Source organism: Caballeronia mineralivorans PML1(12), assembly GCF_001028175.1.
GTDB classification, from domain to species: domain Bacteria; phylum Pseudomonadota; class Gammaproteobacteria; order Burkholderiales; family Burkholderiaceae; genus Caballeronia; species Caballeronia mineralivorans.
Genome location: NZ_AEJF01000176.1, coordinates 80,082 through 104,563 on the forward strand (window position 1 = coordinate 80,082; position 24,482 = coordinate 104,563).

The 24,482-nt window shown below is 61.9% G+C and carries 18 protein-coding genes and 1 pseudogene; 15 read left to right on the plus strand and 4 right to left on the minus strand.

What is annotated here, in order from left to right:
* Window positions 1–47: 47 nt before the first annotated feature.
* A complete protein-coding gene (gene dacB, locus EOS_RS30105) occupies window positions 48–1,643 on the minus strand; it encodes a D-alanyl-D-alanine carboxypeptidase/D-alanyl-D-alanine endopeptidase (RefSeq protein WP_087882016.1) in 1,596 nt (531 codons plus the stop codon).
* Window positions 1,644–1,780: 137 nt separating this feature from the next.
* Complete coding sequence (locus EOS_RS30110) at window positions 1,781–2,749, minus strand: LysR family transcriptional regulator (RefSeq protein WP_047895843.1); 969 nt, start codon at window positions 2,747–2,749, stop codon at window positions 1,781–1,783.
* A 128-nt stretch (window positions 2,750–2,877) separates the two neighbouring features.
* Here EOS_RS30110 and EOS_RS30115 point away from each other — a divergent pair, with 128 nt between their 5' ends.
* The 9 genes from EOS_RS30115 to EOS_RS30155 all read left to right on the plus strand — a co-directional run bounded on the left by EOS_RS30115 (window position 2,878) and on the right by EOS_RS30155 (window position 12,360).
* Window positions 2,878–4,188, plus strand: coding sequence for an MFS transporter (locus EOS_RS30115; RefSeq protein WP_235443006.1), 1,311 nt, complete (start codon window positions 2,878–2,880; stop codon window positions 4,186–4,188).
* Window positions 4,189–4,207: 19 nt separating this feature from the next.
* Window positions 4,208–5,437 (plus strand): Zn-dependent hydrolase, encoded by a 1,230-nt coding sequence (locus EOS_RS30120; protein ID WP_235443007.1) that lies wholly within the window; start codon window positions 4,208–4,210, stop codon window positions 5,435–5,437.
* 13 nt (window positions 5,438–5,450) lie between these two features.
* Window positions 5,451–6,473, plus strand: a complete 1,023-nt coding sequence (locus tag EOS_RS30125; protein WP_047895846.1) for a histone deacetylase family protein — start codon at window positions 5,451–5,453, stop codon at window positions 6,471–6,473.
* Window positions 6,474–6,593: 120 nt separating this feature from the next.
* Complete coding sequence (locus tag EOS_RS30130; RefSeq protein WP_047895847.1) at window positions 6,594–7,256, plus strand: response regulator; 663 nt, start codon at window positions 6,594–6,596, stop codon at window positions 7,254–7,256.
* A complete protein-coding gene (locus tag EOS_RS30135) occupies window positions 7,256–8,578 on the plus strand; it encodes an ATP-binding protein (RefSeq protein ID WP_047895848.1) in 1,323 nt (440 codons plus the stop codon). Before EOS_RS30130 ends, EOS_RS30135 begins: the two co-directional genes overlap by 1 nt.
* Window positions 8,579–8,632: 54 nt before the next feature.
* A complete protein-coding gene (locus EOS_RS30140; RefSeq protein ID WP_047895849.1) occupies window positions 8,633–10,156 on the plus strand; it encodes a DegQ family serine endoprotease in 1,524 nt (507 codons plus the stop codon).
* 214 nt (window positions 10,157–10,370) lie between these two features.
* Window positions 10,371–10,907 carry a peptidase associated/transthyretin-like domain-containing protein gene (locus EOS_RS30145; protein ID WP_407639194.1) on the plus strand — a complete coding sequence of 179 codons (537 nt, stop codon included), beginning with the start codon at window positions 10,371–10,373 and terminating at the stop codon, window positions 10,905–10,907.
* Window positions 10,908–11,147: 240 nt separating this feature from the next.
* Window positions 11,148–11,510: a DUF427 domain-containing protein gene (locus EOS_RS30150; RefSeq protein ID WP_047895850.1), complete on the plus strand. Its 363-nt coding sequence runs from the start codon at window positions 11,148–11,150 to the stop codon at window positions 11,508–11,510.
* Window positions 11,511–11,598: 88 nt separating this feature from the next.
* The gene (locus EOS_RS30155; RefSeq protein ID WP_047895851.1) at window positions 11,599–12,360 is read left to right on the plus strand and encodes a CoxG family protein; all 762 of its coding nucleotides are present in this window, start codon (window positions 11,599–11,601) and stop codon (window positions 12,358–12,360) included.
* Window positions 12,361–12,377: 17 nt separating this feature from the next.
* Here EOS_RS30155 and EOS_RS30160 read toward each other — a convergent pair whose 3' ends face one another.
* Window positions 12,378–13,025 carry a TetR family transcriptional regulator gene (locus EOS_RS30160; protein ID WP_047895852.1) on the minus strand — a complete coding sequence of 216 codons (648 nt, stop codon included), beginning with the start codon at window positions 13,023–13,025 and terminating at the stop codon, window positions 12,378–12,380.
* 468 nt (window positions 13,026–13,493) lie between these two features.
* On the opposite strand from EOS_RS30160, the gene EOS_RS30165 reads away from it, so the two are divergent.
* Genes EOS_RS30165 through EOS_RS30175 form a run of 3 tightly spaced genes read left to right on the plus strand, consistent with a single transcriptional unit; the run spans window position 13,494 to window position 19,615 of the window.
* On the plus strand, window positions 13,494–14,765 hold the full coding sequence (locus tag EOS_RS30165) for an efflux RND transporter periplasmic adaptor subunit (RefSeq protein WP_047895853.1): 1,272 nt from the start codon (window positions 13,494–13,496) through the stop codon (window positions 14,763–14,765).
* A gap of 28 nt (window positions 14,766–14,793) precedes the next feature.
* Window positions 14,794–17,973, plus strand: coding sequence for an efflux RND transporter permease subunit (locus EOS_RS30170; RefSeq protein ID WP_047895854.1), 3,180 nt, complete (start codon window positions 14,794–14,796; stop codon window positions 17,971–17,973).
* A gap of 1 nt (window position 17,974) precedes the next feature.
* A complete protein-coding gene (locus EOS_RS30175) occupies window positions 17,975–19,615 on the plus strand; it encodes an efflux transporter outer membrane subunit (RefSeq protein WP_082163562.1) in 1,641 nt (546 codons plus the stop codon).
* Window positions 19,616–19,730: 115 nt separating this feature from the next.
* Here the strand turns inward: EOS_RS30175 and EOS_RS30180 are convergent, their stop codons facing one another.
* Window positions 19,731–21,104, minus strand: a complete 1,374-nt coding sequence (locus EOS_RS30180; RefSeq protein WP_047895855.1) for a nucleobase:cation symporter-2 family protein — start codon at window positions 21,102–21,104, stop codon at window positions 19,731–19,733.
* Between the two features lie 433 nt (window positions 21,105–21,537).
* Here EOS_RS30180 and EOS_RS30185 point away from each other — a divergent pair, with 433 nt between their 5' ends.
* From EOS_RS30185 to EOS_RS46490, 3 genes and pseudogenes are all read left to right on the plus strand, one after another.
* Window positions 21,538–22,959, plus strand: coding sequence for a xylulokinase (locus EOS_RS30185; protein ID WP_047895856.1), 1,422 nt, complete (start codon window positions 21,538–21,540; stop codon window positions 22,957–22,959).
* A 76-nt stretch (window positions 22,960–23,035) separates the two neighbouring features.
* A complete protein-coding gene (locus EOS_RS30190) occupies window positions 23,036–24,256 on the plus strand; it encodes an AGE family epimerase/isomerase (protein ID WP_047895857.1) in 1,221 nt (406 codons plus the stop codon).
* A gap of 71 nt (window positions 24,257–24,327) precedes the next feature.
* A pseudogene (locus EOS_RS46490) lies at window positions 24,328–24,482 on the plus strand (alcohol dehydrogenase catalytic domain-containing protein); the annotation flags it as partial.

Consider the following 24,482-nt stretch of genomic DNA (forward strand, 5'->3'; position numbering starts at 1 on the left):
TTCCCCGGGTTCCAAGCCGGTTCGGAGCCGTTTCATTCGGAATCCTTTCACTCAGCCGATCCCGTGCGCCGTGCGCCTTCATAAACCCATTCGAGCAGCGCATCGTGAGCGGCGCGCGCCGCTTCCGCGCGCGGATCGTTGATGAAGCTCACCACCACATAGCTCTCGCCGTTCGCCGCGCCCACGTATCCCGCGATCGCCCGCACGTCGCGCAGCGTGCCCGTCTTGATGTGCGCATTGCCGCCCGCGCCCGCCCTGGTGAGCCGGTTGCGCATGGTGCCGTCCACGCCCGCGATCGGCAGCGATTCCACGAATACTTGCGCCACCGGGCTCGAATTCGCTGCTGTGAGCAGGTCGGCGAGCGATTGCGCCGTGATGTGTTCATCGCGCGACAGGCCCGAGCCGTTATCGAGGTAGAGGCCCGTCATGGGCAGCGCGCTGCGATGCAGGAACGCGGTGATCGCCGCCGATGACTTCTGTGTCGTCGCCGGCGGTTTGCCCGTAGCGGCGCCAATGGTCAGGAACAGGTTGCGCGCCATCACGTTGTTGCTGAACTTGTTGATGTCCCGGACGATGTCCGACAGCACCGGGCTGCGGTGCGTGCCAACGAGCCGTGCGCTGGCCGGCGTCGGCCCTTCGCGGGTGACGCCGTTGAACGTGCCGCCCGCCTGTTTCCAGAGCGCGAGGAAACCGCCGGCGAAGAAGGTGGAGTGGTCGAGCGCCGCGACGTTGATGGTGCGCGAGCCGCAGCGCAGCGGATAGTCGCCGATAAACGACGCCTGCACGAAACCGCCCGTGGTTTGCGACACGCTCGGCGACGCCGCCGGCAGCGAACCCGCGCAAGCGCCGCGCGTAACCCGGAGTTCATTATCGATTTGCAGTTGCGCGAGTTGCGGCAATACATCGATCGCAACTTGCCCGTCCGAGCTTGGCGTCAGCGTGAACGACAGCGATTTGAACGCATACAGTAGGGGATCCGGGCCGACGTTGTAGGGCGCGCTTTCGTCGGCGTCGAAGGCGGGGAGATCGCGCGTGGACGGGTCGAAGTAGCGTTTGTCCAGGACCAGCGCGCCGTCGATGCCCGTGATGCCGTTGCGGCGGATCTGATCCACGAGGTCGATCAGTTCTTCCGGCACGAGCTTCGGGTCACCCGTGCCCTGGATGTAGAGGTTGCCGTGGAGGATCCCGTTTGCATCGACTTCACCGTCGGCGTAGGCCGTGGTTTTCCAGCGGTAGTCCGGGCCCAATAACGACAAGCCCGAATACGTGGTGACCAGCTTCATCGTGGAGGCGGGCATCATCGGCTCGTTGGCGTTGATCGCGACGAGCGGCACGCCGCCGCCAATGCGCTCGACCACCACGCTCATCGATGAAAGCGGCACATGCGCATGTGCAAGCGCCGCCATGACCGTGGCCGGAAGCGGGCCGGCCGGGACGGCGAGGCGCTGGAACTTCGACTTCTTTGCCGGTGCGTGTTTGGGCGCTTGTTTCTGCCCTTCCGCTTTCGTGCCGCCACCACCACGGGCCTCGGCGGGCGTGTTCATCGTGAAGGTGAAAGCAGATGCAACGATGGCCAGTGTCGCGGCGACACGCCAACGTTTGCCGCGCGGTTTTTTTCCGTTCAGAAAGGGTGCTCTATGCATGTGGTCGGATCGTGATGTCGTGCGGTTATGCGGATTGCAGGGCGAAGCCGCCGAGCGGTGCGGCTATTGTAAGTGGGGTTCTGCTTACGGTTTAAGGTTTGCGGGCTTTCAGTCGACGCCCCGCGCGCCGCTCGGGCTTAGCGCGGCGCCAGCCGTTCCGGCAGGGAATAACGCTGCATCGTGCGCTCCATGCCATCCAGGAATGCCTGCTCCGCCGCGTTCATCTTGCGTGCGCGATGCCACAGCAAATCCACATCGACATCCACCAGACCCTCTTCCGGCGGCAAGCGCCAGAGGCGCTGCTGCGTGAGGTCGTCGCGGACAATGTGCTCGGGCAGACAGCCAATGCCATATCCCGCGAAGATCAGCCGCCGCACTTCGTCCAGGCTCGGCGATGCCGCCACGATCCGTCCCGTGAACCCGCGCTGGTCGCGAAATACCGTCAGCGGCGACAAGCTGTCGCCTATCTGGTCGCTTGTAAACGACACGAAATTTTCCGCCAGCAAATCTTCCATGGACAACCCATGCCGCCCGAACAAGCGATGGTATCGCCCGCAAAAAATCGCATATCGCTGGCGCAGGAAACAGCGTTGCTCGAGTTTATCGATGGGCGTACGGCACAAGCTGAGGCCCGCCGTCGCGGTCTTTTGCAGCAGCGATGAAATGATGTCCGACGAACGCATCACCTCGATATGCAAGTCGATCCGCGGATAAGTCCGGTGAAATTCGCCGAGAAACTCGTCGTACACGCCCGAATCGATCCGGCTCACCGTGAGCAGGCGGATCGAACCGGTGATGTCCTCGCTGCGGTCATCGAGCTCGGTTTCGAGCCGCGACATGTGGCCGTAGATATCGCTTGCGATCCGGTACACCTCTTCGCCCGCGCGAGTCGGCTCGAAGTGCGGGCCGCGGCGCTGGATCAGGTTGCGTCCAAGCGTGTCTTCCAGCCGCTTCAACGCCTGGCTCACCGCTGGTTGCGTCAGATGCAGGCGCGCGGCGGCGCGGCTTACGCTGCGCTCCTGCATGATGACCAGGAAGGTCCGCAGCAGGTTCCAGTCGAGCCGGTCGTTCAGGAACCGCGCGATATCCACACGCCGTTGAGTCATGGGGAAAATGTCCTAGGTATTAGCCAGATTTATATTGCGAATAATAAATCGAAATTGGACTAATGTTTTATGGCTGGCGATAAAACGCCCTGACCATGTGCATCGATACAAGCGAATCAGGAGCCACCGTGACCCCAGCACCCAGTCAGACCCGCCAGCCCGTGCGCGCGGCGACCGCCGCTTTTATCGGCACGATGATCGAGTGGTACGACTTCTACATCTATGCCACCGCCGCTGCGCTGGTGTTCGGCGAGCTGTATTTCCCCTCGCATGATCCGTTCATCAGCACGATGGCGTCCTTCGCCACGTTCGCCGTCGGTTTCTTCGCACGGCCGTTGGGAGGGGTGATTTTCGGGCATCTCGGCGACAAGATCGGCCGCAAGAAAGCGCTGATGACCACGCTGATGATGATGGGCGTGGCGACCGTGTGCGTCGGTTTGCTGCCGGCTTATGCGAAGGTCGGCGTGCTCGCGCCGGTGCTGCTCGTGCTGCTGCGCGTGGTGCAGGGCATCGCGGTCGGGGGCGAATGGGGCGGGGCGGTGTTGATGGCCGCCGAACATGCGCCGAAGGGACGGCGTACGTTCTTTGCATCGTTCGCGCAATTGGGCAGCCCGGCCGGGCTGATCCTTTCGCTGATTGCGTTTCGCACGGTGACGTCGATGCCGCATGAGGAGTTCATCGCGTGGGGCTGGCGTTTGCCGTTTCTCGTGAGCGCTGTGTTGCTCGTGGTTGGCGTTTTGATCCGGATGGGCGTGAACGAGTCACCGGAATTCGAGCGCGAGAAGCTGTCGAAGCGCACCGTCGAATTGCCGATTGCCGAAGTGTTCCGCTCATCGGGCGCGCTGGTCGCGTTTTGTATTGGCGCGAATACGATCGGCATTGCCGGCGTGTATTTCACCAACACGTTCATGATCTCGTATACGACGCAATACGTTGGCGTGACGAAATCGCTGATCCTCGATTGCCTGTTTGCCGTCGCGATCATCCAGTTCCTGACACAGCCGCTTGCCGCGTTGCTTGCCGAAAAGATCGGCAACGCGCGCTTCCTGAAGTTGACGGCCCTCTGCGCCATGATCTCGCCGTATCCCATGTTCATCCTTGTGCAGAGCGGCAACATGGTGTCGATGATTATCGGTATCGCGATAGCCGTCGTCTGCATGGCGAGTTTTTATTCGGTGATCGCGGGTTTTGTCAGCGGCGTGTTTCCGGTGCGTGTGCGGTACTCGGCGATTTCCTTGTCGTATCAGGTTTGTGGAGCGATTGCGGGTGGTTTGACGCCACTCGTGGGGACGTGGCTTGCGCATAAATTCACCGGGCAATGGTGGCCGCTTGCGGTGTTTTATACGTGTCTCGCCGGGATTTCGCTGCTGTGCATCGTCGCACTCGACGCGTTGAAACATCGCCGCGCCGATGCTCCAGAAGCACTCGCGGCCCGCTGAATTTAGAGGATATCGAATCATGTTGAAAATCGATGGCCCGCGTTTGTGGGCGAGCTTGATTACCATGGCGCAAATCGGCGCGACGCCGAAGGGCGGCGTGCGTCGTCTTGCATTGACGGAAGACGACCGGCGCGCTCGCGCGCTGTTTGTGACGTGGTGCGTTGAAGCAGGCATGACTGTGCGTATCGATGAAATCGGCAACTTGTTTGCGCGTCGTGAAGGCTCGGATGTGAAGGCGAAGGCCGTGCTGATCGGCAGCCACCTCGATACGCAACCCGAAGGCGGTCGCTTCGATGGCGTCTACGGCGTGCTGGCCGCGCTCGAAGTCGTGCGTACGCTGAATGATCACGGCTTGTCGACGGAAAAGCCCATTGAGATCGTCTCGTGGACGAACGAAGAGGGCGCGCGTTTCACGCCCGCGATGCTCGGCTCGGCGGTGTTTGTCGGCGCGACGCCGCTTGCGGCCGCGTTGCAGACTACGGACGCAGAGGGCGTGACTTTACGTGAGGCTTTGAAGCAAACCGGCTATGCCGGCACGCGCGGACACGGCGTGGAGAACGTCGATTCGTATTTCGAAGCGCACATCGAACAAGGCCCGATTCTGGAGAGTCACGGCAATCCGATCGGCGTTGTCACGGGCGGCCAAGCGATCCGCTGGCTCGACGTCGACGTGACCGGCGTTGCCGCGCACGCCGGCACGACGCCGATGCCGTACCGGAAGGACGCATTGTTTGCGAGCGCGGCGATGGCGCTTGAACTCGAGGCCATCGCACAACGTTTTGCGCCGCTCGGTCTGGTCACGATCGGTCAGGTGGACGTGCCGAATTCATCGCGTAACACGATCGCGGGGCGCGTTGCGTTTAGCGTCGATCTGCGCCATCCCGACGATACGCAAATCGACGCGATGGAACGCGAAGTCCGCGAGCTCTTCGGCAAGATCGCGGAGAATCGAGGGCTGAAAGCCGACATCTCGACATACTGGAAAAGCCCCGCCACCCCGTTCGATGCAGCGTGCGTTGACCTAGTTGAAGAAGCCACGAAAGGCTTTGACTATGCGTACGAGCGTATTGTGAGCGGCGCGGGTCACGACGCGATCCACCTCGCGCGGCACGTGCCCACGGCGATGGTTTTCATCCCTTGCGTGGATGGCCTGTCGCACAACGAAGCCGAGGACGCGCTCCCCGAAGATGTCACGTGCGGCGCGAACGTTTTGATCAATGCGGTACTGGCGCGTGCGGTGACCGCGTAATAAGGACCTGGCAATGCTGACTTACTTCCATCCTGCGCAACTGAAACATCATCCACGCACCTATCTTTCGCGTGGCCAGATGCGCACGCCACAGGAGATCCCGGAGCGCGCGTTACGATTGGTCGAGGCATCGAAGGCAATGGGTTTCGATGTCCGCGAACCCGCCGACTTTGGCGCTGCGCCGCTCGCTGCGGTCCACGGCATGAACTACTTGCGCTTCCTTGAGGAAGCGCATCGCGAGTGGAAGAAAGTGCCGGCCGATTGGGGCGACGAAGTGATGTCGAACGTGTACATCCGCGAGAACAATCCGCTGCGTGGCGTGCTCGGGCAGGCAGCGCGTTATCTCGCCGATGGCAGTTGCCCGGTCGGCCCCGACACTTACGAATCCGCCTACTGGTCGGCGCAAAGCGCGCTGGCGGGCGCCAACGCAATCATGGACGGCGCACGTGAGGCTTACGCCTTGTGCCGGCCACCGGGGCATCATGCGCGCGCCGAAGCGGCAGGCGGTTTCTGCTACCTGAACAACGCGGCGATAGCGGCACAGGCGCTCCGTGAGAAGTACGGCCGCGTAGCCATCCTCGATACCGACATGCACCACGGCCAGGGGGTGCAGGAAATCTTCTACGACCGCAGCGACGTTCTATACGTATCGATTCACGGCGATCCGACGAACTTCTACCCGGTCGTTGCCGGATTCGAAGACGAGTGTGGCGAGGCGACCGGCTTGGGTTACAACGTCAACTTGCCGATGCCGCATGGTTCATCGGAGGACGTGTTTTTCGATCGACTCGATGCCGCTGCGCGCGTGCTCGATCGCTTTCAACCGGAGGCCTTGGTCCTGGCGCTTGGCTTTGACATCTACAAGGACGATCCGCAGTCGATGGTCGCGGTGAGCACCGAAGGTTTCAGCAAGCTTGGCCACAAGATCGGCGCGATGAAACTGCCGACGCTGATCGTACAAGAGGGTGGGTATCACATCGATACGCTGGAAGTAAACGCGCAATCATTCTTCGATGGGTTCAGCAACAGGCGTTAGCGGGTGCCTCGGGGGAAACCGCCGCCCCAGGTCTTAAGTCCCCTTTAAGCCCCGCCTCAGTCGACCCAGCTAGAATAAGCATCCGGGCTGCAAAGCCGAGAAAAGCCGTGACCTAAATCGATGCGAATCCTACTGGTAGAAGACGACAGAATGATTGCGGAAGGCGTCCGTAAGGCGCTGCGCAGCGACGGGTTCGCAGTGGACTGGGTGCAGGACGGTGAAACGGCCTTGACGGCGGTGGGCGGCGAACCTTACGACCTCATGCTGCTGGACCTGGGCCTGCCGAAACGCGACGGCCTCGACGTCCTCAAGAGCTTGAGAGCAAAGGGCAACGCGCTACCCGTGCTGATCGTTACGGCCCGAGACGCCATTGCAGACCGCGTAAAAGGCCTGGATGCCGGCGCCGACGACTATCTCGTCAAACCTTTCGATCTCGACGAACTGGGCGCGCGTATGCGAGCGTTGATCCGCCGCCATGCGGGCCGCGGAGACTCACTGATCCGCCACGGCGCGCTGACGCTCGACCCCGTGGGCCACCAGGTCACGCTGGACGGCAACGCGGTAGCTCTTTCAGCCCGCGAATTCGCCCTGCTCGAAGCCCTGATGGCCCGTCCGGGCGCGGTCTTATCGAAGAGTCAGCTCGAAGAAAAAATCTATGGCTGGGGTGAGGAAATCGGCAGTAACACGGTTGAGGTCTACATCCATTCGCTGCGCAAAAAGCTCGGACCCGACCTCATCCGCAACGTCCGTGGCCTGGGTTATATGGTGTCGAAGGAAGCCTGATGCATTCCATTCGCCGCCAACTGCTGGTCTGGCTGCTGGCACTGGTGATCGTCGGCGTGGGGTTTGCGGGCTGGCTGATCTACCGTCAGGCGCTGGCCGAAGCGAACGAACTCTTCGATTACCAACTGGAACAGATCGCAGCCGCGCTGCCGTCGGAGCCGTTTTCGTCGGTGCTGCAATCGCGCAGCGACAGCGACGAAGGCGTCGTGATCCAGATATGGAACCGCAACGGCGTGCTCATGTACTACTCGCACCCGCGCGTGCCGCTCGCGCCGCACGCGGAACTGGGCTTTTCCACCGAAGCCACGCCGCGCGGCGTATGGCGCGTCTACAGCGCGATCGTCGGCGACAACGTAGTCCAGCTGGCCCAGCCGCTGTCCATCCGCAACCGCCTGGCGGCGGGTGTCGCGTGGCGCACCTTGTGGCCGCTCGTGGTGTTGTTGCCGCTGCTCGGCATGGCGATATGGATCATCGTCGGACGGGGTCTGATGCCGCTGCAACGCGTGACACGCGCGCTCGACACGCGTCACCCCGAAGCGCTGGAACCTCTACCCGACAACCGCTTGCCGGAAGAAGTCGTACCCGTCGTGCGCGCGTTGAACGCGCTGCTCGAGCGCCTCGCGACCGCGCTCGATACGCAAAAGGCCTTCGTCGCCGATGCCGCCCACGAACTTCGCACGCCGCTCGCCGCCGTGCAGATCCAGGCGCAACTGGTGGCACGCGCGAAGGACGACGAATCGCGCAAGGAAGCGCTCGACGACCTGCAAGCGGGCATCACGCGCGCCACGCGCCTCGCTGAACAACTACTTGCGCTTGCCCGCTCGGAGCCTGACGGCAAGAGCACGACCACGCCGGTGGACCTGCACGCGCTGCTGGACGAATGCGTTGGCGCCTCCGTGCTGGTGGCGCAACAACGCGGTGTCGACCTGGGCATCGAGGCGAGCGAGCCGGCGACCATTTCTGGCGATGCCAATGCGTTGCGCGTGATGTTCAACAATCTCATCGATAACGCCACGAAATACACGCCAAGCGGTGGCCGTGTCGATGTCTGCCTGCGCGTGGAAGACGGCAGCCCGATAGTGGAAATCGCCGATAACGGCCCGGGCATTCCCGCCGAGGAACGCGAGCGCGTGTTCGACCGGTTTTATCGCGTGGGAGCGACCGCGAACCGTGCGCGCACGGACGTGGCGGGGAGCGGCCTGGGTCTTGCCATCGTGCGCCGGATCGCCGCCCAGCATGGCTCAACGGCGTCGCTCACCGAATCGAAAAGCGGCGGTTTACTGGTCTCAATTCAATTTAAATCCGCTTTAAGTACCCTTTAAGCGGCGCCTCGTACTCTTCGTTTCATTCTGAAGCGCATCCCCGAGGAGCTCACGATGAAAGCGAAGATCATTTCCCGCAGCGCGATTGCGGCAGCCGTTGTTGTCGCCTTGTCGGCGGGTTACGTGGCGGGTAACAGGAACGTTCCGGCACCGCAGGTCATCGCCCCGGCGCAAGCCGCGATGATGCCGGCCGAAGCTGCTGCCAAGACCGGCATTCCGGATTTCTCCGGCCTGGTCGAAACCTACGGCCCGGCGGTGGTCAACATCAGCGCGAAACACGTGGTGAAGACCGCGTCGCGCCGCAACGGCATGAACGGCGGGGGCAATCCGCAATTGCCGATCGACCCGAGCGATCCGTTCTACCAGTTCTTCAAGCATTTTTACGGTAACGGCGTGCCGGGCATGGGCAACGACGGCCAGAATGCCGCCGATACCCCCAGCGAAAGTCTCGGTTCTGGCTTTATCGTGAGCAGCGACGGCTACATCCTGACCAACGCGCATGTAGTGGACGGTGCGAACGTCGTCACGGTCAAGACCACCGACAAGCGCGAATACCGCGCGAAGGTGGTCGGCGCGGACAAGCAGTCGGATGTCGCGGTGCTGAAGATCGATGCGAAGAACCTGCCTGTCGTGAAGATCGGCGACCCGAACGGCAGCAAGGTTGGCCAGTGGGTGGTGGCTATCGGCTCGCCTTACGGTTTCGACAACACGGTGACGTCCGGCATCATCAGCGCGAAATCGCGCTCGCTGCCGAACGAGAATTACACGCCGTTTATCCAGACCGACGTGCCGGTGAACCCGGGTAACTCGGGCGGCCCGCTCTTCAACCTGCAAGGCGAAGTGATCGGCATCAACTCGATGATCTATTCACAGACCGGTGGCTTCCAGGGACTTTCGTTCGCTATCCCGATCAATGAGGCGATCAAGGTGAAGGACGCGCTGGTAAAGACCGGGCATGTGGATCGCGGCCGTCTTGGCGTGACCGTGCAGGGCATGGACCAGACGCTCGCGAAGTCGTTCGGCCTGCAAAGCCCGAACGGCGCGCTCGTGAGTTCGATCGAAGCGGGCGGTCCGGCGGCGAAGGCAGGCCTCCAGCCCGGCGACGTGATCCTCTCGCTCAACGGCCAGCCGGTCGCGGACTCGAACGCGTTGCCGTCGCAGGTGGCGGGTCTCGCGCCGGGCACCACGGCGAAGGTGCAGGTCTGGCGTGACAAGAGCACGAAGGACCTGAGCGTGACCGTCGGTGCGTTGTCCGATGCCAAGACTGCAAGCACGGGCGATAACGCCGACAAGGGCGATTCTGCGTCGCAAGATGCGCGGCTCGGTGTCGCGGTGCGGCCGCTGACGCCTGAAGAGAAGCAGAGCGCGTCGCTATCGCGTGGTTTGCTCGTGCAGCAAGCGGGTGGCGCAGCGGAAAGCGCGGGCATCCAGGCTGGCGACGTGATCCTGGCGGTCAACGGCCAGCCGGTTACGACCGTGCAGCAATTGAAGACGATGGTGGCTCACGCGGGCGACAGCATTGCGTTGCTGATCCAGCGCGACGATGCGCAGATCTTCGTGCCGGTGGATCTCGGCTGATTCTGGCCAACGGGAACAGGGCGGCTTGCTGACGCGGCTGACGGCATGCAACGGCGCCGCCCTGAATAAATAGGGTGGGATGCAGGCACGAACCGTGCTGCTTGTTTCTCTCCCGAACCGCTTCGGCCGGCTGTGCGAAACATCGCTCGCTGGACGGCCGGGAGGCAAGCGGAACGCCGATGAAGGCGTCTGAAGTCCATAGGAGCTGAACACGATGACCAAGACGACTAAAGCAGCGACTGAAGCAAACACCCACGCATTGACTAAACGCACCAGGCCTGCCGCTGCGAAGGCCTCCATTGCGGTGCTAGCTGCCGTCATGACGTTCGGGATGGCCGGCGGCGCGTTCGCCCAGGCATCGAGCGCGGAAACGAGCGACATGAGCAGCGCCGGCAATACGAACGGCGGCGGCTTGCCGCAAATCCAGACGCAGGGCGCTGTGTCGTTCACGTCCGGCGGGGTGGGGCTGGACGAATCTCACGCATTGATTCGCGAGCAGGCGCACTGGCCGCTGTCGTTACGCTTTACGGGGCCGACCGCCGACTATCTCGCTGATGTCCACGTGCGTATTGCGGATGAAAAGAACGCCGAGGTGCTCAAAACCGACGCCATGGGTCCGTACATGCTGGTGAAGCTGCCGCCCGGCCGCTATACGGTGTACGCCCGGTACAAGGATTCGGAAAAGAAGCAGACGGTGACGGTGGCAGGAAACGGTAAGGCGAAGGCCGATTTCCACTGGTCCATTCAGTAGGCCAACCCAGAGATCCAGCACGAGCCGCCACAGGCAACCGTACGTAAAACCGCATATGAAACAAAGGCCTGCGGCTCAGCTGCAAGTGTGGCGTAGGCGCCAATGTCATTCGCGGCGCTTGTACAAGCATCCCGAAGTTGTCTCATAATGAAAGCCACGGGTCCCGGAAAACCCGTGGCTTTTTTATGCCGTTGCTGCAATCCAGCGGCGGCCGTTTGATTTTTGGACCGGGAGCGCGCGATGAATACCGACACGCACCACATCGAAATCTCGCTGAATACGCGACGCCATCGCGTGATTCATCAGGGCGTGACCTTCGCCGACACGCACGCGGCCCTGACGCTGACGGAATCGGGATACGACCCGGTGCATTATTTCCCTCGCACCGACGTCAACATGGCACGCCTCGCCAAATCCACGCATACCTCATATTGCCCTTACAAAGGCGACGCTACGTACTACCATCTGCTGACTGAGGACGGCCCGGTCGACAACGCGGTCTGGAGCTACGAGCAGCCGATGGAACGTGTCGCGCAAATCAAAAGCTATCTGGCGTTCCATCCGACGCGAGTGGATCGTATCGACGAGACGGCCGGTACCTGAAGCGCGAATGGGCGGATGCGAGCCGGACTCGAAACCGGGCTCGCCAGATCAATATCAATAAAGTGGGCGCTATGCAGGGGAGGGTCTGATGGAAGTCGCCGATGCCTTACGCATCCCGCTCGAACCTGCTCAGGTGCGCGAAGCCTTGGGTGATCTTGCGCTGGTGCGCGCGAGTATCGATAACTGCGAATCCCTGGTGCGTCTTGCCGGCGGCGAATATACGCTGACACTCACGGTGCCGCTCGGCGCGCTGCGGGCGCGCTACATGATCCGGGCACATGTGGCAGGTGCCACGCGTTTGCCGCGCCATGACGATCCATCCGGCGATGTCGACGCGCAAACGCTTAGTTTCAAGGCGCGCGGCGAGGGGGTGGGATCGTTGCGCGGCCAGATCGCCGTGGCGCTGATTCCAGACGCGAACGGTTCGTCGACGTGGATCGAATACACCGTGTGGGCGACGCTTTCGGGTCCGCTGGCGGGTTTGCCGACGCGCCAGATCGAAAACGCGCTGCGTGAAGTCGCCGACGATTTTTTTGCCGAATTCTGCGAAGTGGTGCGCGCGAAGCACGGCCAGCCCGCAGCGCTTGCGCCGGAACCCGTTGTTTCGCGGCGCCATGTGTTCTTGCGGCCTATCACCATGTCGGCGGCGTTCGCCCGACCCGGAACGCCTGCGGCGCATAAATCGCGAGCGGCGGCGGCCGACGCTATCGGCGGGGTGTTGCGGCATCGACTGCCCGGTCACGCGCCTCGCCATCCGCATCCGCACAGCCTGCCCGCATGGGCGTGGGCTGCGATGATCGGCTGTGTCGCCGTGTTTCTGTTTCTCGCGCAGCACTACGGCCTGCGGTAGCGCTGCGGAAACTTTGTCTATATTGATTCGCCGGGAAGCAGCATCTTGGGGCTATAGCGCATCACGTCGAAACAGGAATCGATCAGGCGTTCAGCGTCGTTCTTGAGGTCGATGCTCTCAGGCAACATCAGCGAATCGTAGAGAATGCCGGTAAATAGCGCGTGCAGCATGGTGGTGGCATGGCGCGTATCGAGCATGGCCGGCAACTGGCCTTTATCGACGGCATTGCGCAGCCCTCGCTCGATCTTTTCAATTCCCTCGCGCATGTTGGTCTGATGCCGTTCGCGCACCGGCCCCATGTCTTCCACGAATTCACATTTTAAAAACAGGATGTCGAACACGCGCCGGCGCTGGTCGTCGAGCGCGATATTGCGCATGCACCAGATGAAGATGTCGCGGATCCGGCCGAGCGGATCGGACTCATTTCTGTCGAGCGTTGCTTCGACCAGTTCATCAAGCGGTAACAGGCTGCGGTCGAACATGGCGGTGAACAGATCGCCCTTGTTCGCAAAATGCCAGTAGATTGCGCCGCGCGTAACGCCGGCTTCCAGCGCGATGTCGGCCAGTGTGGTGCGTGAAACGCCTTTCTCGAAAAACACCCGCTCGGCTGCATCGAGAATACTGTTGCGCGTCTCCGCTGCTTCTTCCTTGGTTCGTCTGACCATTGTCTTGTGGGTTTCCGCTTGCTTGCTCAAGCGCAGTAAATTACGCGCTTTCTTACCTTGCCCTGCAGCGACGTCACACGTTTGTTTATCGCTCGCCAGCCCTTCGAGACGATTCCCCTCGCACTGCTCTTGTTCACGTACGATCGTCTCTTTTACGTTCGTTCATGAATGTATATACAATACCATCCGTCCAACGATAGCCCAAGTAGCACTGACCGGTTAATATCCGACACAGCTTTCATTCCGCCGTCCGTCCGCGTGGCCCATCCCAAGGCCGTTGTCAGCGGTAGCCGTACCGAGGGACGACTCCCCGGACGACTCCCGGCGCGGAGGACGAATGATGGTCGGGGCACCGGTTTTTGCGCCCATTGGCTACTGGTAAGCGTCTTCAGACGCTCGTAGCGGTCCGCCCGCAGAAGAGGCGGCCGCGCACTTATTTCAATCTCAGTCTTTGACAGAGGTCGCTCCATGCGCGTCGAACGGGTTCCATTCCGCTTAATCAGTGCCGCGACGGCTGCCGTGATTCTTGCAGCCTGCGGACAAAAACCATCGGCACCGCCGCCCCAGACGCCCGAAGTCGGGGTCATCACCGTCCAGCCCACCACCGTCCCTGTCGTGAGCGAACTGCCCGGCCGCACGAGCGCGTTTCTCGTCGCCCAGGTGCGCGCACGGGTCGACGGCATCGTGCTGCGCCGTGAATTCACGGAAGGCGCGGACGTAAAGGCCGGCCAGCGGCTCTACAAGATCGATCCGGCGCCGTATATCGCCGCACTGAATACCGCCAAGGCCACGCTCGCGAAGGCGCAGGCCAACGTCGTGACGCAGAACGCCTTGGCTGCGCGCTACAAGGTTCTGGTCGCGGCGAACGCGGTCAGCAAGCAAGACTACGACAACGCGGTGGCGACCCAGGGACAGGCCGTGGCCGACGTCGCGTCGGGTAAAGCTGCCGTCGATACCGCCCAGATCAACCTCGGTTATACCGACGTCGTGTCGCCTATCACGGGCCGTATCGGCTTGTCGCAGGTCACGCCGGGCGCTTACGTGCAGGCAAGCGCGGCCACGCTGCTCTCTACCGTGCAGCAACTTGACCCGGTTTATGTCGACCTGACGCAATCGAGCGTGGACGGCCTCAAGCTGCGCCGCGACATTCAGGAAGGGCGTTTGCAGGCCAGCGGCGTCAACGCGGCCAAGGTCACGCTGATCCTGGAAGACGGCCGCACGTATTCGGAGGAAGGCAAGCTGCAGTTCTCCGACGTGAGCGTGGACCAGAGCACCGGTTCGGTCACGGTGCGCGCGATTTTCCCGAACAAGGACCGCGTGTTGTTGCCGGGGATGTTCGTGCGCGCCCGTATCGACGAAGGCGTGAACAACAAGGCCCTGGTGGTGCCGCAAATCGGCGTGACGCATGACCAGAAGGGGCAGCCGACGGCACTCGTGGTCGGCCCGGACGACAAGGTGGCGTTGCGCCAGTTGGTGACGTCGGGTACGTACGGCGACAAGTGGGTAGTGGAAAGCGGCCTGAACCCGGGCGACCGCGTGATCGTACAGGGCACGGAAAAGGCGCGGCCAGGTTCGACCGTGAAGCCTGTCGACGCACAGCTTCCGGCCCAGGCCGCTCAACCGGCATCCGGTGCCGCTCCCGCGGCTCCGGGTGCAGCCCCTGCGGCAGCGGACACTGGCGCGAGCGGCGTGGCGGCTTCCAGTAATCCGGCACCCGCATCCGCGGCGTCAGGCGCGTAATCAGGCGCACTAAAAGGGAGCCTGTTTCATGGCAAAGTTCTTTATCGATCGCCCGATTTTTGCGTGGGTGATCGCCATTATTCTGATGCTGGCGGGGATCGCTTCGATCTTCACCTTGCCGATCGCGCAGTATCCGACGATCGCGCCGCCGGCCATTCAGATCAGTGCTACGTACCCGGGTGCGTCCGCCAGCACGGTGGAAAACACGGTCACGCAGGTGATCGAGCAGCAGATGAGCGGCCTCGATCACTTGCTGTACCTGTCTTCCACCAGTGACGACTCCGGCACGGCCACCATTACGCTCACGTTCGCGGCCGGCACGAATCCGGACATCGCGCAGGTGCAGGTGCAGAACAAGCTGCAACTCGCGACGCCGCTCTTGCCGCAGGCCGTTCAGCAGCTTGGCTCCAAGGTGACGAAGTCGAGCAGCAGCTTCTTGATGGTGATGGCGTTCGTCTCCACAGACGGCAGCATGGGCCGTTACGACCTCGCTAACTACGTGGCGTCGAAGGTGGAAGATCCGGTCAGCCGTATCGACGGGGTGGGTACGGTGACGTTGTTCGGCTCGCAATTCGCCATGCGGATCTGGCTGGATGCATCCAAGCTCAACAACTACGCCTTGACGCCGGTCGACGTGACGACGGCCATCTCTGCACAGAACGTGCAGGTGGCAGGCGGCGGTCTGGGCGGTACGCCGGCGGTGCCGGGCCAGATGCTGCAGGCAACCATTACGGAAGCCACGCTGCTGCAAACGCCTGAGCAGTTCGGCAACATCCTGCTGAAGGTGAATCAGGATGGCTCGCAAGTGCGGCTGAAGGACGTGTCGCGCATCGAGCTGGGCGGTGAGAACTACAACTTCGACACGAAGTACAACGGTCAGCCGACCGCCGGCTTCGGTATCCAGCTCGCTACGGGCGCCAACGCGCTGAACACCGCGAAGGCCGTCCGCGCGAAGATCGACGACCTGTCGAAGTATTTCCCGCCGGGCCTGGTCGTGAAGTATCCGTACGACACCACGCCGTTCGTGAAGCTGTCCATTGAGGAAGTGGTCAAGACGCTGATCGAAGGGATCGTGCTGGTGTTCCTGGTGATGTACCTGTTCCTGCAGAACCTGCGGGCCACGCTGATCCCGACCATCGCCGTGCCGGTCGTGCTGTTGGGCACCTTCGCGGTCATGGGGCTGGTGGGCTTCTCCATCAACACGCTCTCCATGTTCGGGCTGGTGCTCGCCATCGGCTTGCTGGTGGACGATGCGATCGTGGTGGTGGAAAACGTCGAGCGGGTGATGGCCGAGGAGGGCTTGTCTCCAAGGGACGCCACTCGCAAGGCGATGGAACAGATTACCGGTGCGCTGGTTGGCGTGGCGCTCGTGCTGTCGGCCGTGTTCGTGCCGGTGGCGTTCTCGGGCGGTTCGGTGGGCGCGATCTACCGGCAGTTTTCGCTGACCATTGTCGCGGCCATGATCTTGTCCGTGCTGACCGCGTTGATTTTGACGCCGGCATTGTGCGCGACCATCCTGAAGCCGATCGACAAGGATCATCACGTCGAGAAGAAGGGTTTCTTCGGCTGGTTCAACCGCAATTTCGCAAGAAGCCAGGACAAGTATCACAGCGGCGTGCAGCACGTTATCCGGCGTTCGGGCCGCTGGCTGATCATCTATCTGGTGGTGATCGTCGCGGTGGGTTTCCTGTTCGTCCGCCTGCCGAAGTCGTTCTTGCCTGACGAAGACCAGGGCACGATGTTCGTGCTCGTCCAGGCGCCGGCGGGTTCGACGCAGGAGCGCACGGCCAAGGTTCTTGCCGATGTTTCCAACTGGCTCCTGACGGACCAGAAAGACATCGTCGACGCCGTATTTACCGTGAACGGCTTCAGCTTCGCGGGCCGCGGCCAGAACTCGGGCCTCGTGTTCGTGCGGATGAAGGATTACGCGCTACGGCAGCGGGCGGACCAGAAGGTGGGCGCGCTGGTCGGACGGATGTTCGGGCACTTCGCCGGCTATAAGGACGCGATGATTTTCCCGGTCAATCCGCCGTCGATTCCGGAACTGGGTACGGCTTCAGGCTTCGACTTCGAGTTGCAGGATCGCTCGGGTGTCGGTCACGCGAAGCTGATGGAAGCGCGAAACATGCTGCTCGGCATGGCGTCCAAGGACCCGACGCTCGCGCAGGTTCGTCCCAACGGCCTGAACGATACGCCGCAGTTCAAGGTGAACGTGGATCGGGAAAAGGCGAATGCGCTGGGTCTGTCGCCTGCGACCATCGACAACGTGTTCTCGATCGCGTGGGCTTCGTCGTACGTGAACAACTTCCTGGACGTCGATAACCGGATCAAGAAGGTCTACGTACAGGGCGACGCGCAGTTCCGCATGAGCCCGGAGGACCTGAACAAGTGGTACGTGCGCAACAACGCCGGCACGATGGTTCCGTTCGGTGCATTCGGTACGGGCGAATGGATCTACGGTTCGCCGAAGCTGGAGCGCTACAACGGTATTTCCGCGGTGGAAATCCAGGGTGCGGCTGCTCCGGGTAAATCGACGGGTCAGGCCATGGCCGCCATCGAGGCGATCGCGGCGAAGTTGCCGGCCGGTATTGGTTATGAGTGGACGGGCTTGTCGCTGCAGGAACGCCAGTCGGGTTCGCAGGCGCCGATTCTGTACGGCATCTCGATTCTCGTCGTGTTCTTGTGTCTCGCGGCGTTGTACGAAAGCTGGTCGATTCCGTTCTCGGTGATCATGGTCGTGCCGCTCGGTATTCTGGGCGCGCTGCTTGCGGCTACCTTGCGCGGGCTGGAAAACGACGTGTTCTTCCAGGTCGGCTTGCTGACCACGGTGGGCTTGTCGGCGAAGAACGCCATTCTGATCGTGGAGTTCGCGCGTGATCTGCGAAATCAGGGCAGGACTACGGTGGAAGCGGCAATGGAAGCGGCGCGCTTGCGGTTGCGCCCGATTCTGATGACGTCGATGGCGTTTATTCTCGGCGTGCTGCCGCTCGCTATCAGTAACGGCGCGGGTTCGTCGAGCCAGCACGCTATTGGTACGGGCGTGATCGGCGGGATGTTGACGGCGACCTTCCTGGCCATTTTCATGATCCCGATGTTCTTCGTGGTGATCAGCAAAATCAGCCATGACAAGGGTACGCCGCAACACGACCACGGCGATAGCAACGGCGGCAATGGCGGCACGCCTGCTCCGGCCAAGGAAGGACATTGAGATGCTAAAACACTCCTTGATAACGGCAGCGGTCGCGCTTTTCGCGGCTGGCTGCACGATGGCGCCAAAGTACGAGCGCCCGGCGGCGCCTGTCGACCAGACGTTTCCGACGGGTGGCGTCTATGACACGCAACCGGATGTAGCGTCGTCGGCTTCGCAGAGCCGTGGAGCGCAGGCGAAACCGGCGGTGGATATCGGTTGGCGCGATTTCTTCGCCGATGCACGGTTGCAGCAGATCGTCGCGATCGCGCTGAAAAACAACCGTGATTTGCGTGTATCCATGCTCAATGTGGCATCTGCGCGCGCGCAGTATCAGATCGCGCGTGCCCAGTTGATGCCCACGCTCGACGCAGTCGGGTCGCAGAGCAAGTCGCGCACGCCGAAGGATCTGTCGTCGAATGGGCTGACTATCTCGAATCAGTATTCGGTCGGGGTGAATGCGTCCTGGGAAATCGACTTCTTCGGGCGACTCCAGAGCTTGAAGGATCAGGCGCTCGAGCAGTATTTCGCGCTGGCGGAAACGCGCAAGGCGGCGGAAATTTCGCTCGTGTCGCAAGTTGCCGACCAGTATCTGACGATGCTCTCGGACGACGACCTGCTCACCGTCACGCGTAATACGCTGAAGACGGCGGAGGAGTCGTATCGGATCACGACGGTGCAATTCGATAACGGCGTGGGTACTGAACTCGCCGTGCGTCAGTCGGAGGGCGTTGTGGAAACGGCCGCCGCCAACCTGCAGTCGCAATTGCGTCTGCGGGCGCAGGCCGAGAATGCGCTGGTACTGTTGATCGGCGAGCCGTTGCCGGCAGATTTGCCGCCGGGCTCGCCGCTCGACAGCCAGAACCTGCTCGCCGATATCCCCGCCGGGCTGCCTTCGGACCTGCTCACGCGGCGTCCGGATATTGCGTCGGCGGAGCATACGCTGCTGGCGGCGAATGCGAATATCGGCGCGGCGCGCGCGGCGTTTTTCCCGAAGGTTTCGCTGACAGGCAGCTTTGGCACCTTGTCGCCGTCGCTTGGCGGATTGTTCAAGCCGGGGTCGGCGGCGTGGTCGTTCGCGCCGCAGATCTCGATTCCGATTTTCGAAGGCGGGACGAATCTTGCCAACCTGGATGTCGCGCAGATCCAGAAGCGCATCGACATCGCGAACTACGAGAAGGCGATCCAGACCGCGTTCCGCGAAGTGGCCGATGGCCTGGCCGCGCGTGGGACTTACGACGAGCAGATCAAGGCGCTCGAGGCGTATGTGAGGTCGCAGGCGCGCGGGCTGGAGCTCTCGGATATGCGGTATCGCAATGGCGTGGACAACTATCTGAGCGTGCTGACGGCCCAGACCAATCTGTACACCGCGCAGCAGTTGCTGATCACGGCACGGCTGAACCGGGCGACGAATCTCGTGGATCTGTATCGCGAGTTGGGTGGTGGCTGGATCGAGCATGCTGGCGATCAGCCGCGTCCGTCTGATCAGATGCCGAATTACCGCGATATCGGGACACCGACGGCGGCTACTGCGCCTGCGGCTTCGGGTTCATCGGTTAGCTCGGCCTCGACGGGTCCCGCGAAGCTGGTGCCCGTGCAGCATCTGATTCCGGCCAAGCCTCAGGTTGATGCCGACGGAAAAGCAGTGGGATCGGCGGGGTAGGGTTTGGGTGATTCTGGTGTTGAAAAACCGCAGCCTTTTGGGGCTGCGGTTTTTTTTTAGTCTCTCAGGTCTGCACTAACAGCGATTCGAGCAAGGAATTTTATGGACGATTTCCTCAGTGCTCAACCTTCGCCGTTCCATCAAAATCCCTTCCTGCATGATGGATCGCGCAAGTCGCCTCGCGTTCTTTCTTTACCCCGTTGAACACGATATTCAGTAGCACCGCCGACACCGACGCCAGCAAGATCCCGCTATGCAGAATCGGTTCGAGCGCGTGCGGTAACTGTGAGAAGAACTTCGGCGCGACGACCGGCACAAGTCCCAGGCCAATACTCACCGCGACGATAAACAGGTTGTGGTGGTTCTTCACGAAGTCGACCTTCGACAACACCTTGATCCCGTTCGCCGCGACCATGCCGAACATCACAATGCCCGCACCGCCAAGCACGAACGGCGGCACCGACGCCACCACCTGCGCCATCTTCGGAAACAGTCCCAGTGTGACAAGAATCACGCCGCCGGTTGCACAGACAAACCGGCTCTTCACGCCCGTGACGCCGATCAACCCGACGTTCTGCGAAAACGAAGTATGCGGAAACGAGTTGAAGATTCCGCCAATCAGCGTCCCCAATCCATCCACTCTCAGCCCGCGCACCAGTGCATCTTGATCGACGGGACGCTCGACCATGTCGCCGACGGCGAGGAACATGCCCGTCGATTCAATGAACGTGACGAACATGACGATGACCATCGTCGCGATGGAAAGCGGGTCGAAGTGCGGCAAGCCGAAATGAAACGGCAGCACGATGCCGACCCACGGCGCGTTCGTCACGCCGTCGAGATCGACGCGACCAAGTGACGCAGCAATCCCGAAGCCCGCCACGATTCCCAGCAGCACCGATATATTCGCGACAAAGCCGCGTGCGAACTTGTTGATCATCAGAATCAGCATGAGCACGACGAGCGCCAGCAGCAGATACACCGGGTTGCCGTACTCAGGATTGCCGACACCGCCGGCTGCCCAGTTAATGCCGACGCCCATCAGCGACAGCCCGATCACCGCGATCACCGTGCCCACCACCACGGGCGGAAAGAAGCGCAGCAATTTGCCGATCATCGGCGCGAGGAAAATCCCTACCACACCCGCCGCGATCGTCGCGCCGAATACATCGAGAATGCCGAGCCCCGGATTCGTACCAATGGCGACCATCGGCCCAACGGCGGCGAACGTGCAGCCCATGATCACGGGTAAGCGGATGCCGAAGATCCACAAGCCTAGCGTCTGGATAAGCGTCGCGACGCCGCACGAAAACAGGTCGGCGCTGATGAGGAACGCGATCTGGTCCTTCGGCAGCTTGAGCGCCGCGCCGAGGATCAACGGGACCGCGACGGCTCCCGCGTACATCACGAGTACATGCTGGATGCCTAGTGTCAGCAACTGGGCGGCGGGTAAGCGTTCGTCGCACGGATGAACCGGGTTCGATGCCATGTCGTCTCTGTCTCCTTTGTCGACCGGAGTTGGCGCTTCAGCGCCTTACTCCGGTCCCATGCAAGTTGTTTGCGGTCGACCGGAGTTAGCGCTTACTCCTGTCCCATGCAAGTTGTTTGCTGTTTGATCCGAGCGTGTCGAATTAGCGATTCAAGGTAAGCGGCGTAAAAAGCGAGAACAAGTCGACGTTGGCGTATGGCCCCCTTAGCCGCGCTGATATGGTGCGAGTGCCTTAATATCGCGTCTGGTGCCGTGAAGCCGCGGCTGGCGGGCGAAGGACGATTTACGTCGCGCGGGCCGGGCTCTTCGAATGCCAGGCGTGGTTATGATGGTTATCCGTCGCTCCGCATAGTCTGTTTTTCCTGCGCGCGACGAGAGCAGCGGGTAAACCCGTCGCAACCGTTTTTTGCGCTCACTTTTTCTACGAATCTCCATGCGTTTTCTCGGCATCGATCTGGGCACTGCGTCGCTGAAACTGGCTATCGTCGATGAAGACGGTCACGAGCGTGCATTCGCGAGCGCTGCATATGCGGTCACGACGCCGCATCCCGGCTGGGCCGAAACACCCGTTGACGCATGGTGGAACGCGTTGCGAGACGCGGCCGCACGCTTGCCCGCGAACGAGTGCGAAGCAGTCGGCGCGATCGGTTTTTCAGGGCAGATGCATGGCGTGGTGATCGCCGACGAGAACAACCGGGCGTTGCGTCCCGCGATGCTATGGCCGGACACGCGCGCGCTCGATCTGCTCGACGCCTGGGGCTCGCCGCAACCGAATCCCGTCGCGCCCGGCATGGCCGGTCCGTTGTTGCGCTGGCTCGCAGTGAACGAGCCAGCGGTGATGAGCAAGACTCGCTGGGCCTTGCAACCGAAAGACTGGCTGCGCACGGCATTAGGCGGCGAAGTCTGCACCGATCCGTCGGACGCCTGCGCCACCGCGCTCGCCGCGCCGTCCGGCGTGTGGGACGACGCGTTGATCGCCGAAATCGGGCTGCGACGCGAGTGGTTCGCGCCGCTCGCGCCATCGTATGCAGCGGCCGGCACGTTAAACGCCGATGCCGCGAAATTGCTCGGCCTGCGCGCGGGCATCGTGCTGGCTGTCGGTGCGGGCGACACCGCTTGTGCCGCGCTCGGCAGCGGTCTCTGCAGCGATGGTGACGCGTTGCTGACCACCGGCAGCGGCGGTCAGATCGTGGTGATGTCGACGGACGTGCCTGAGTCTGTCATCGGGCTGCACGCGTATCGCGCGGCGACTGACCAGTGGTATCGGATGGCTGCCATGCAGAACGTGGGCGTGGCGCTTGAAGCAGTGCGCGGCTGGCTCGGCTACGACAACTGGCCGAGCGCTTATGAAGACGCGTTCAGCGCGGCGCCGTCCGCGCGCGTGACGTTCTTACCGTACTTGAGCGGTGAGCGTTCGCCGTGGATGAACCCATCGGCTAGGGGCGGCTGGCTCGGCCTTGGTCTCGGCGATACCCGCGGCACGATGATGCGCGCAGCCTTCGAAGGCGTGGCGTTCGCGCTGCGTGCCGGGCTCGACGCGATTCGCGGGAATGCGGGACCATCGGCCGCGGTACGAACCCTGCGGCTCGCTGGCGGCGGCTCCATCGATCCGCGCTGGCGCGAGCTCTTGGCCGATGCGCTCAACGCCGACTTGCAAGCGGTCGACTGTCCGAATGCAGCAACGCGCGGCGCTGCGATACTCGGCGGTATTGCTGTTGGCCATTGGCACGCTGTGGATCTGGCGGCGCTCGCGCCATCGGCGACGCTGGTGGCATCGCCGAATGCCAATGCGGATCTGGCGGTCCGCCATGCGCGTTTCATCGATTTATACCAGCGTAACGCGAGCTGGTTTTGATACACATTGCCGACGTCCGCTTAAACTAACGCCGCACACGAATCGCTGAAGAAGCGCGAAGAACCTCATACGAAATATGTCCGATACATCCACATCCCCGACTTCAAATCCCGACTTCCGTTCGCGTGAGTTCCTGCTCGATCACGTTTTGCGGACCATGACGTTCTATCACCCGCACTGCATGGACCCGGCGGGCGGTTTTTATCATTTCTACAAGGACGACGGCACGATCTACGACCGCAAGTCACGGCATCTCGTGTCGAGCACGCGGTTTGTTTTCAACTACGCGATGGCGTACAAACACTTCGGCCTCGATGAGTACCGTGGCGGCGTGCGGCATGGCATTGAATACTTGCGCGAGTTTCATCGCAATCCGCAAACCGGCGGTTATGCGTGGACGCTCAACGGCCGGGAAGTCACCGACGCCACCAATCATTGCTACGGCCTCGCGTTCGTCGTGCTGGCGTATGCGAAGGCGCTGGAAGCGGGCTTCGAAGAAGCGCGCGCTTATCTCGAAGAGACTTGGGACCTGATGGAAACGCACTTCTGGGACGCAGCCCACGGCCTGTACAAGGACGAAGCGAGCGCGGACTGGGTGGTGTCGGACTATCGCGGGCAGAACGCCAACATGCATGCCTGCGAGGCGATGCTGGCCGCGTTCGAGGCGTCGCAGGATGTGCGTTATCTGGACCGCGCCGCGCTGCTCGCGGACAACATGGTGAACCGCCAGGCCGCGCTCGCTGGCGCGCTGGTGTGGGAACACTACAAGCCAGACTGGTCGGTGGATTGGGAATACAACAAGGGCGACAAGACCAACATCTTCCGCCCGTGGGGATTCCAGCCGGGCCATCAGACCGAATGGGCGAAGCTGCTGCTGATTCTTGACCGGCATCGTCCGCAAGCGTGGCACGTTGCGCGTGCACGTGAACTGTTTGATCGCGCGCTGGAATTGTCGTGGGACCGCGAGCACGGCGGGATGGTGTATGGCTTCGATGTCAAAGGCCAGTTCTATGACGAGGACAAGTATTTCTGGGTCCAGGCAGAGTCGCTGGCAACCGCTGCATTGCTCGCCGATCGCGCCACGCGAGACGGAGATACGGCCGCGACAACGCGTTACTGGAACGATTACGATCGTCTGTGGGCCTATAGCTGGAAGTATTTCGTCGATCACAAATGGGGCGCGTGGTATCGGATACTTGCGCGCGACAACACGAAGTACAGCAATGAAAAAAGTCCGGCCGGCAAGGTCGACTATCACACGATGGGCGCATGCTACGAAGTACTGAACGTCGTTTAAAAGCGCACGAAACGCGGCCTGCAACCCAACCCTGAACCCTGAATCAACGATCAACGACAGGAGTCGATCACATGAAGACTAAAGCCGCCATTGCATGGGAAGCCGGAAAGCCGCTCACCATCGAGGAAGTCGACCTCGAAGGGCCGCGCGCCGGCGAAGTGCTGATCGAAGTGAAGGCGACCGGCATTTGCCACACCGACTACTACACGCTGTCGGGCGCGGATCC

Coding starts and splice junctions, on each gene's coding strand:
- dacB (WP_087882016.1), bottom strand. CDS start 1,643: ATGCATAGAGCACCCTTTCTGAACGGAAAAAAACCGCGCGGCAAACGT.
- EOS_RS30110 (WP_047895843.1), bottom strand. CDS start 2,749: ATGACTCAACGGCGTGTGGATATCGCGCGGTTCCTGAACGACCGGCTC.
- EOS_RS30120 (WP_235443007.1), top strand. CDS start 4,208: ATGTTGAAAATCGATGGCCCGCGTTTGTGGGCGAGCTTGATTACCATG.
- EOS_RS30125 (WP_047895846.1), top strand. CDS start 5,451: ATGCTGACTTACTTCCATCCTGCGCAACTGAAACATCATCCACGCACC.
- EOS_RS30130 (WP_047895847.1), top strand. CDS start 6,594: ATGCGAATCCTACTGGTAGAAGACGACAGAATGATTGCGGAAGGCGTC.
- EOS_RS30135 (WP_047895848.1), top strand. CDS start 7,256: ATGCATTCCATTCGCCGCCAACTGCTGGTCTGGCTGCTGGCACTGGTG.
- EOS_RS30140 (WP_047895849.1), top strand. CDS start 8,633: ATGAAAGCGAAGATCATTTCCCGCAGCGCGATTGCGGCAGCCGTTGTT.
- EOS_RS30145 (WP_407639194.1), top strand. CDS start 10,371: ATGACCAAGACGACTAAAGCAGCGACTGAAGCAAACACCCACGCATTG.
- EOS_RS30150 (WP_047895850.1), top strand. CDS start 11,148: ATGAATACCGACACGCACCACATCGAAATCTCGCTGAATACGCGACGC.
- EOS_RS30155 (WP_047895851.1), top strand. CDS start 11,599: ATGGAAGTCGCCGATGCCTTACGCATCCCGCTCGAACCTGCTCAGGTG.
- EOS_RS30160 (WP_047895852.1), bottom strand. CDS start 13,025: ATGGTCAGACGAACCAAGGAAGAAGCAGCGGAGACGCGCAACAGTATT.
- EOS_RS30165 (WP_047895853.1), top strand. CDS start 13,494: ATGCGCGTCGAACGGGTTCCATTCCGCTTAATCAGTGCCGCGACGGCT.
- EOS_RS30170 (WP_047895854.1), top strand. CDS start 14,794: ATGGCAAAGTTCTTTATCGATCGCCCGATTTTTGCGTGGGTGATCGCC.
- EOS_RS30175 (WP_082163562.1), top strand. CDS start 17,975: ATGCTAAAACACTCCTTGATAACGGCAGCGGTCGCGCTTTTCGCGGCT.
- EOS_RS30180 (WP_047895855.1), bottom strand. CDS start 21,104: ATGGCATCGAACCCGGTTCATCCGTGCGACGAACGCTTACCCGCCGCC.
- EOS_RS30185 (WP_047895856.1), top strand. CDS start 21,538: ATGCGTTTTCTCGGCATCGATCTGGGCACTGCGTCGCTGAAACTGGCT.
- EOS_RS30190 (WP_047895857.1), top strand. CDS start 23,036: ATGTCCGATACATCCACATCCCCGACTTCAAATCCCGACTTCCGTTCG.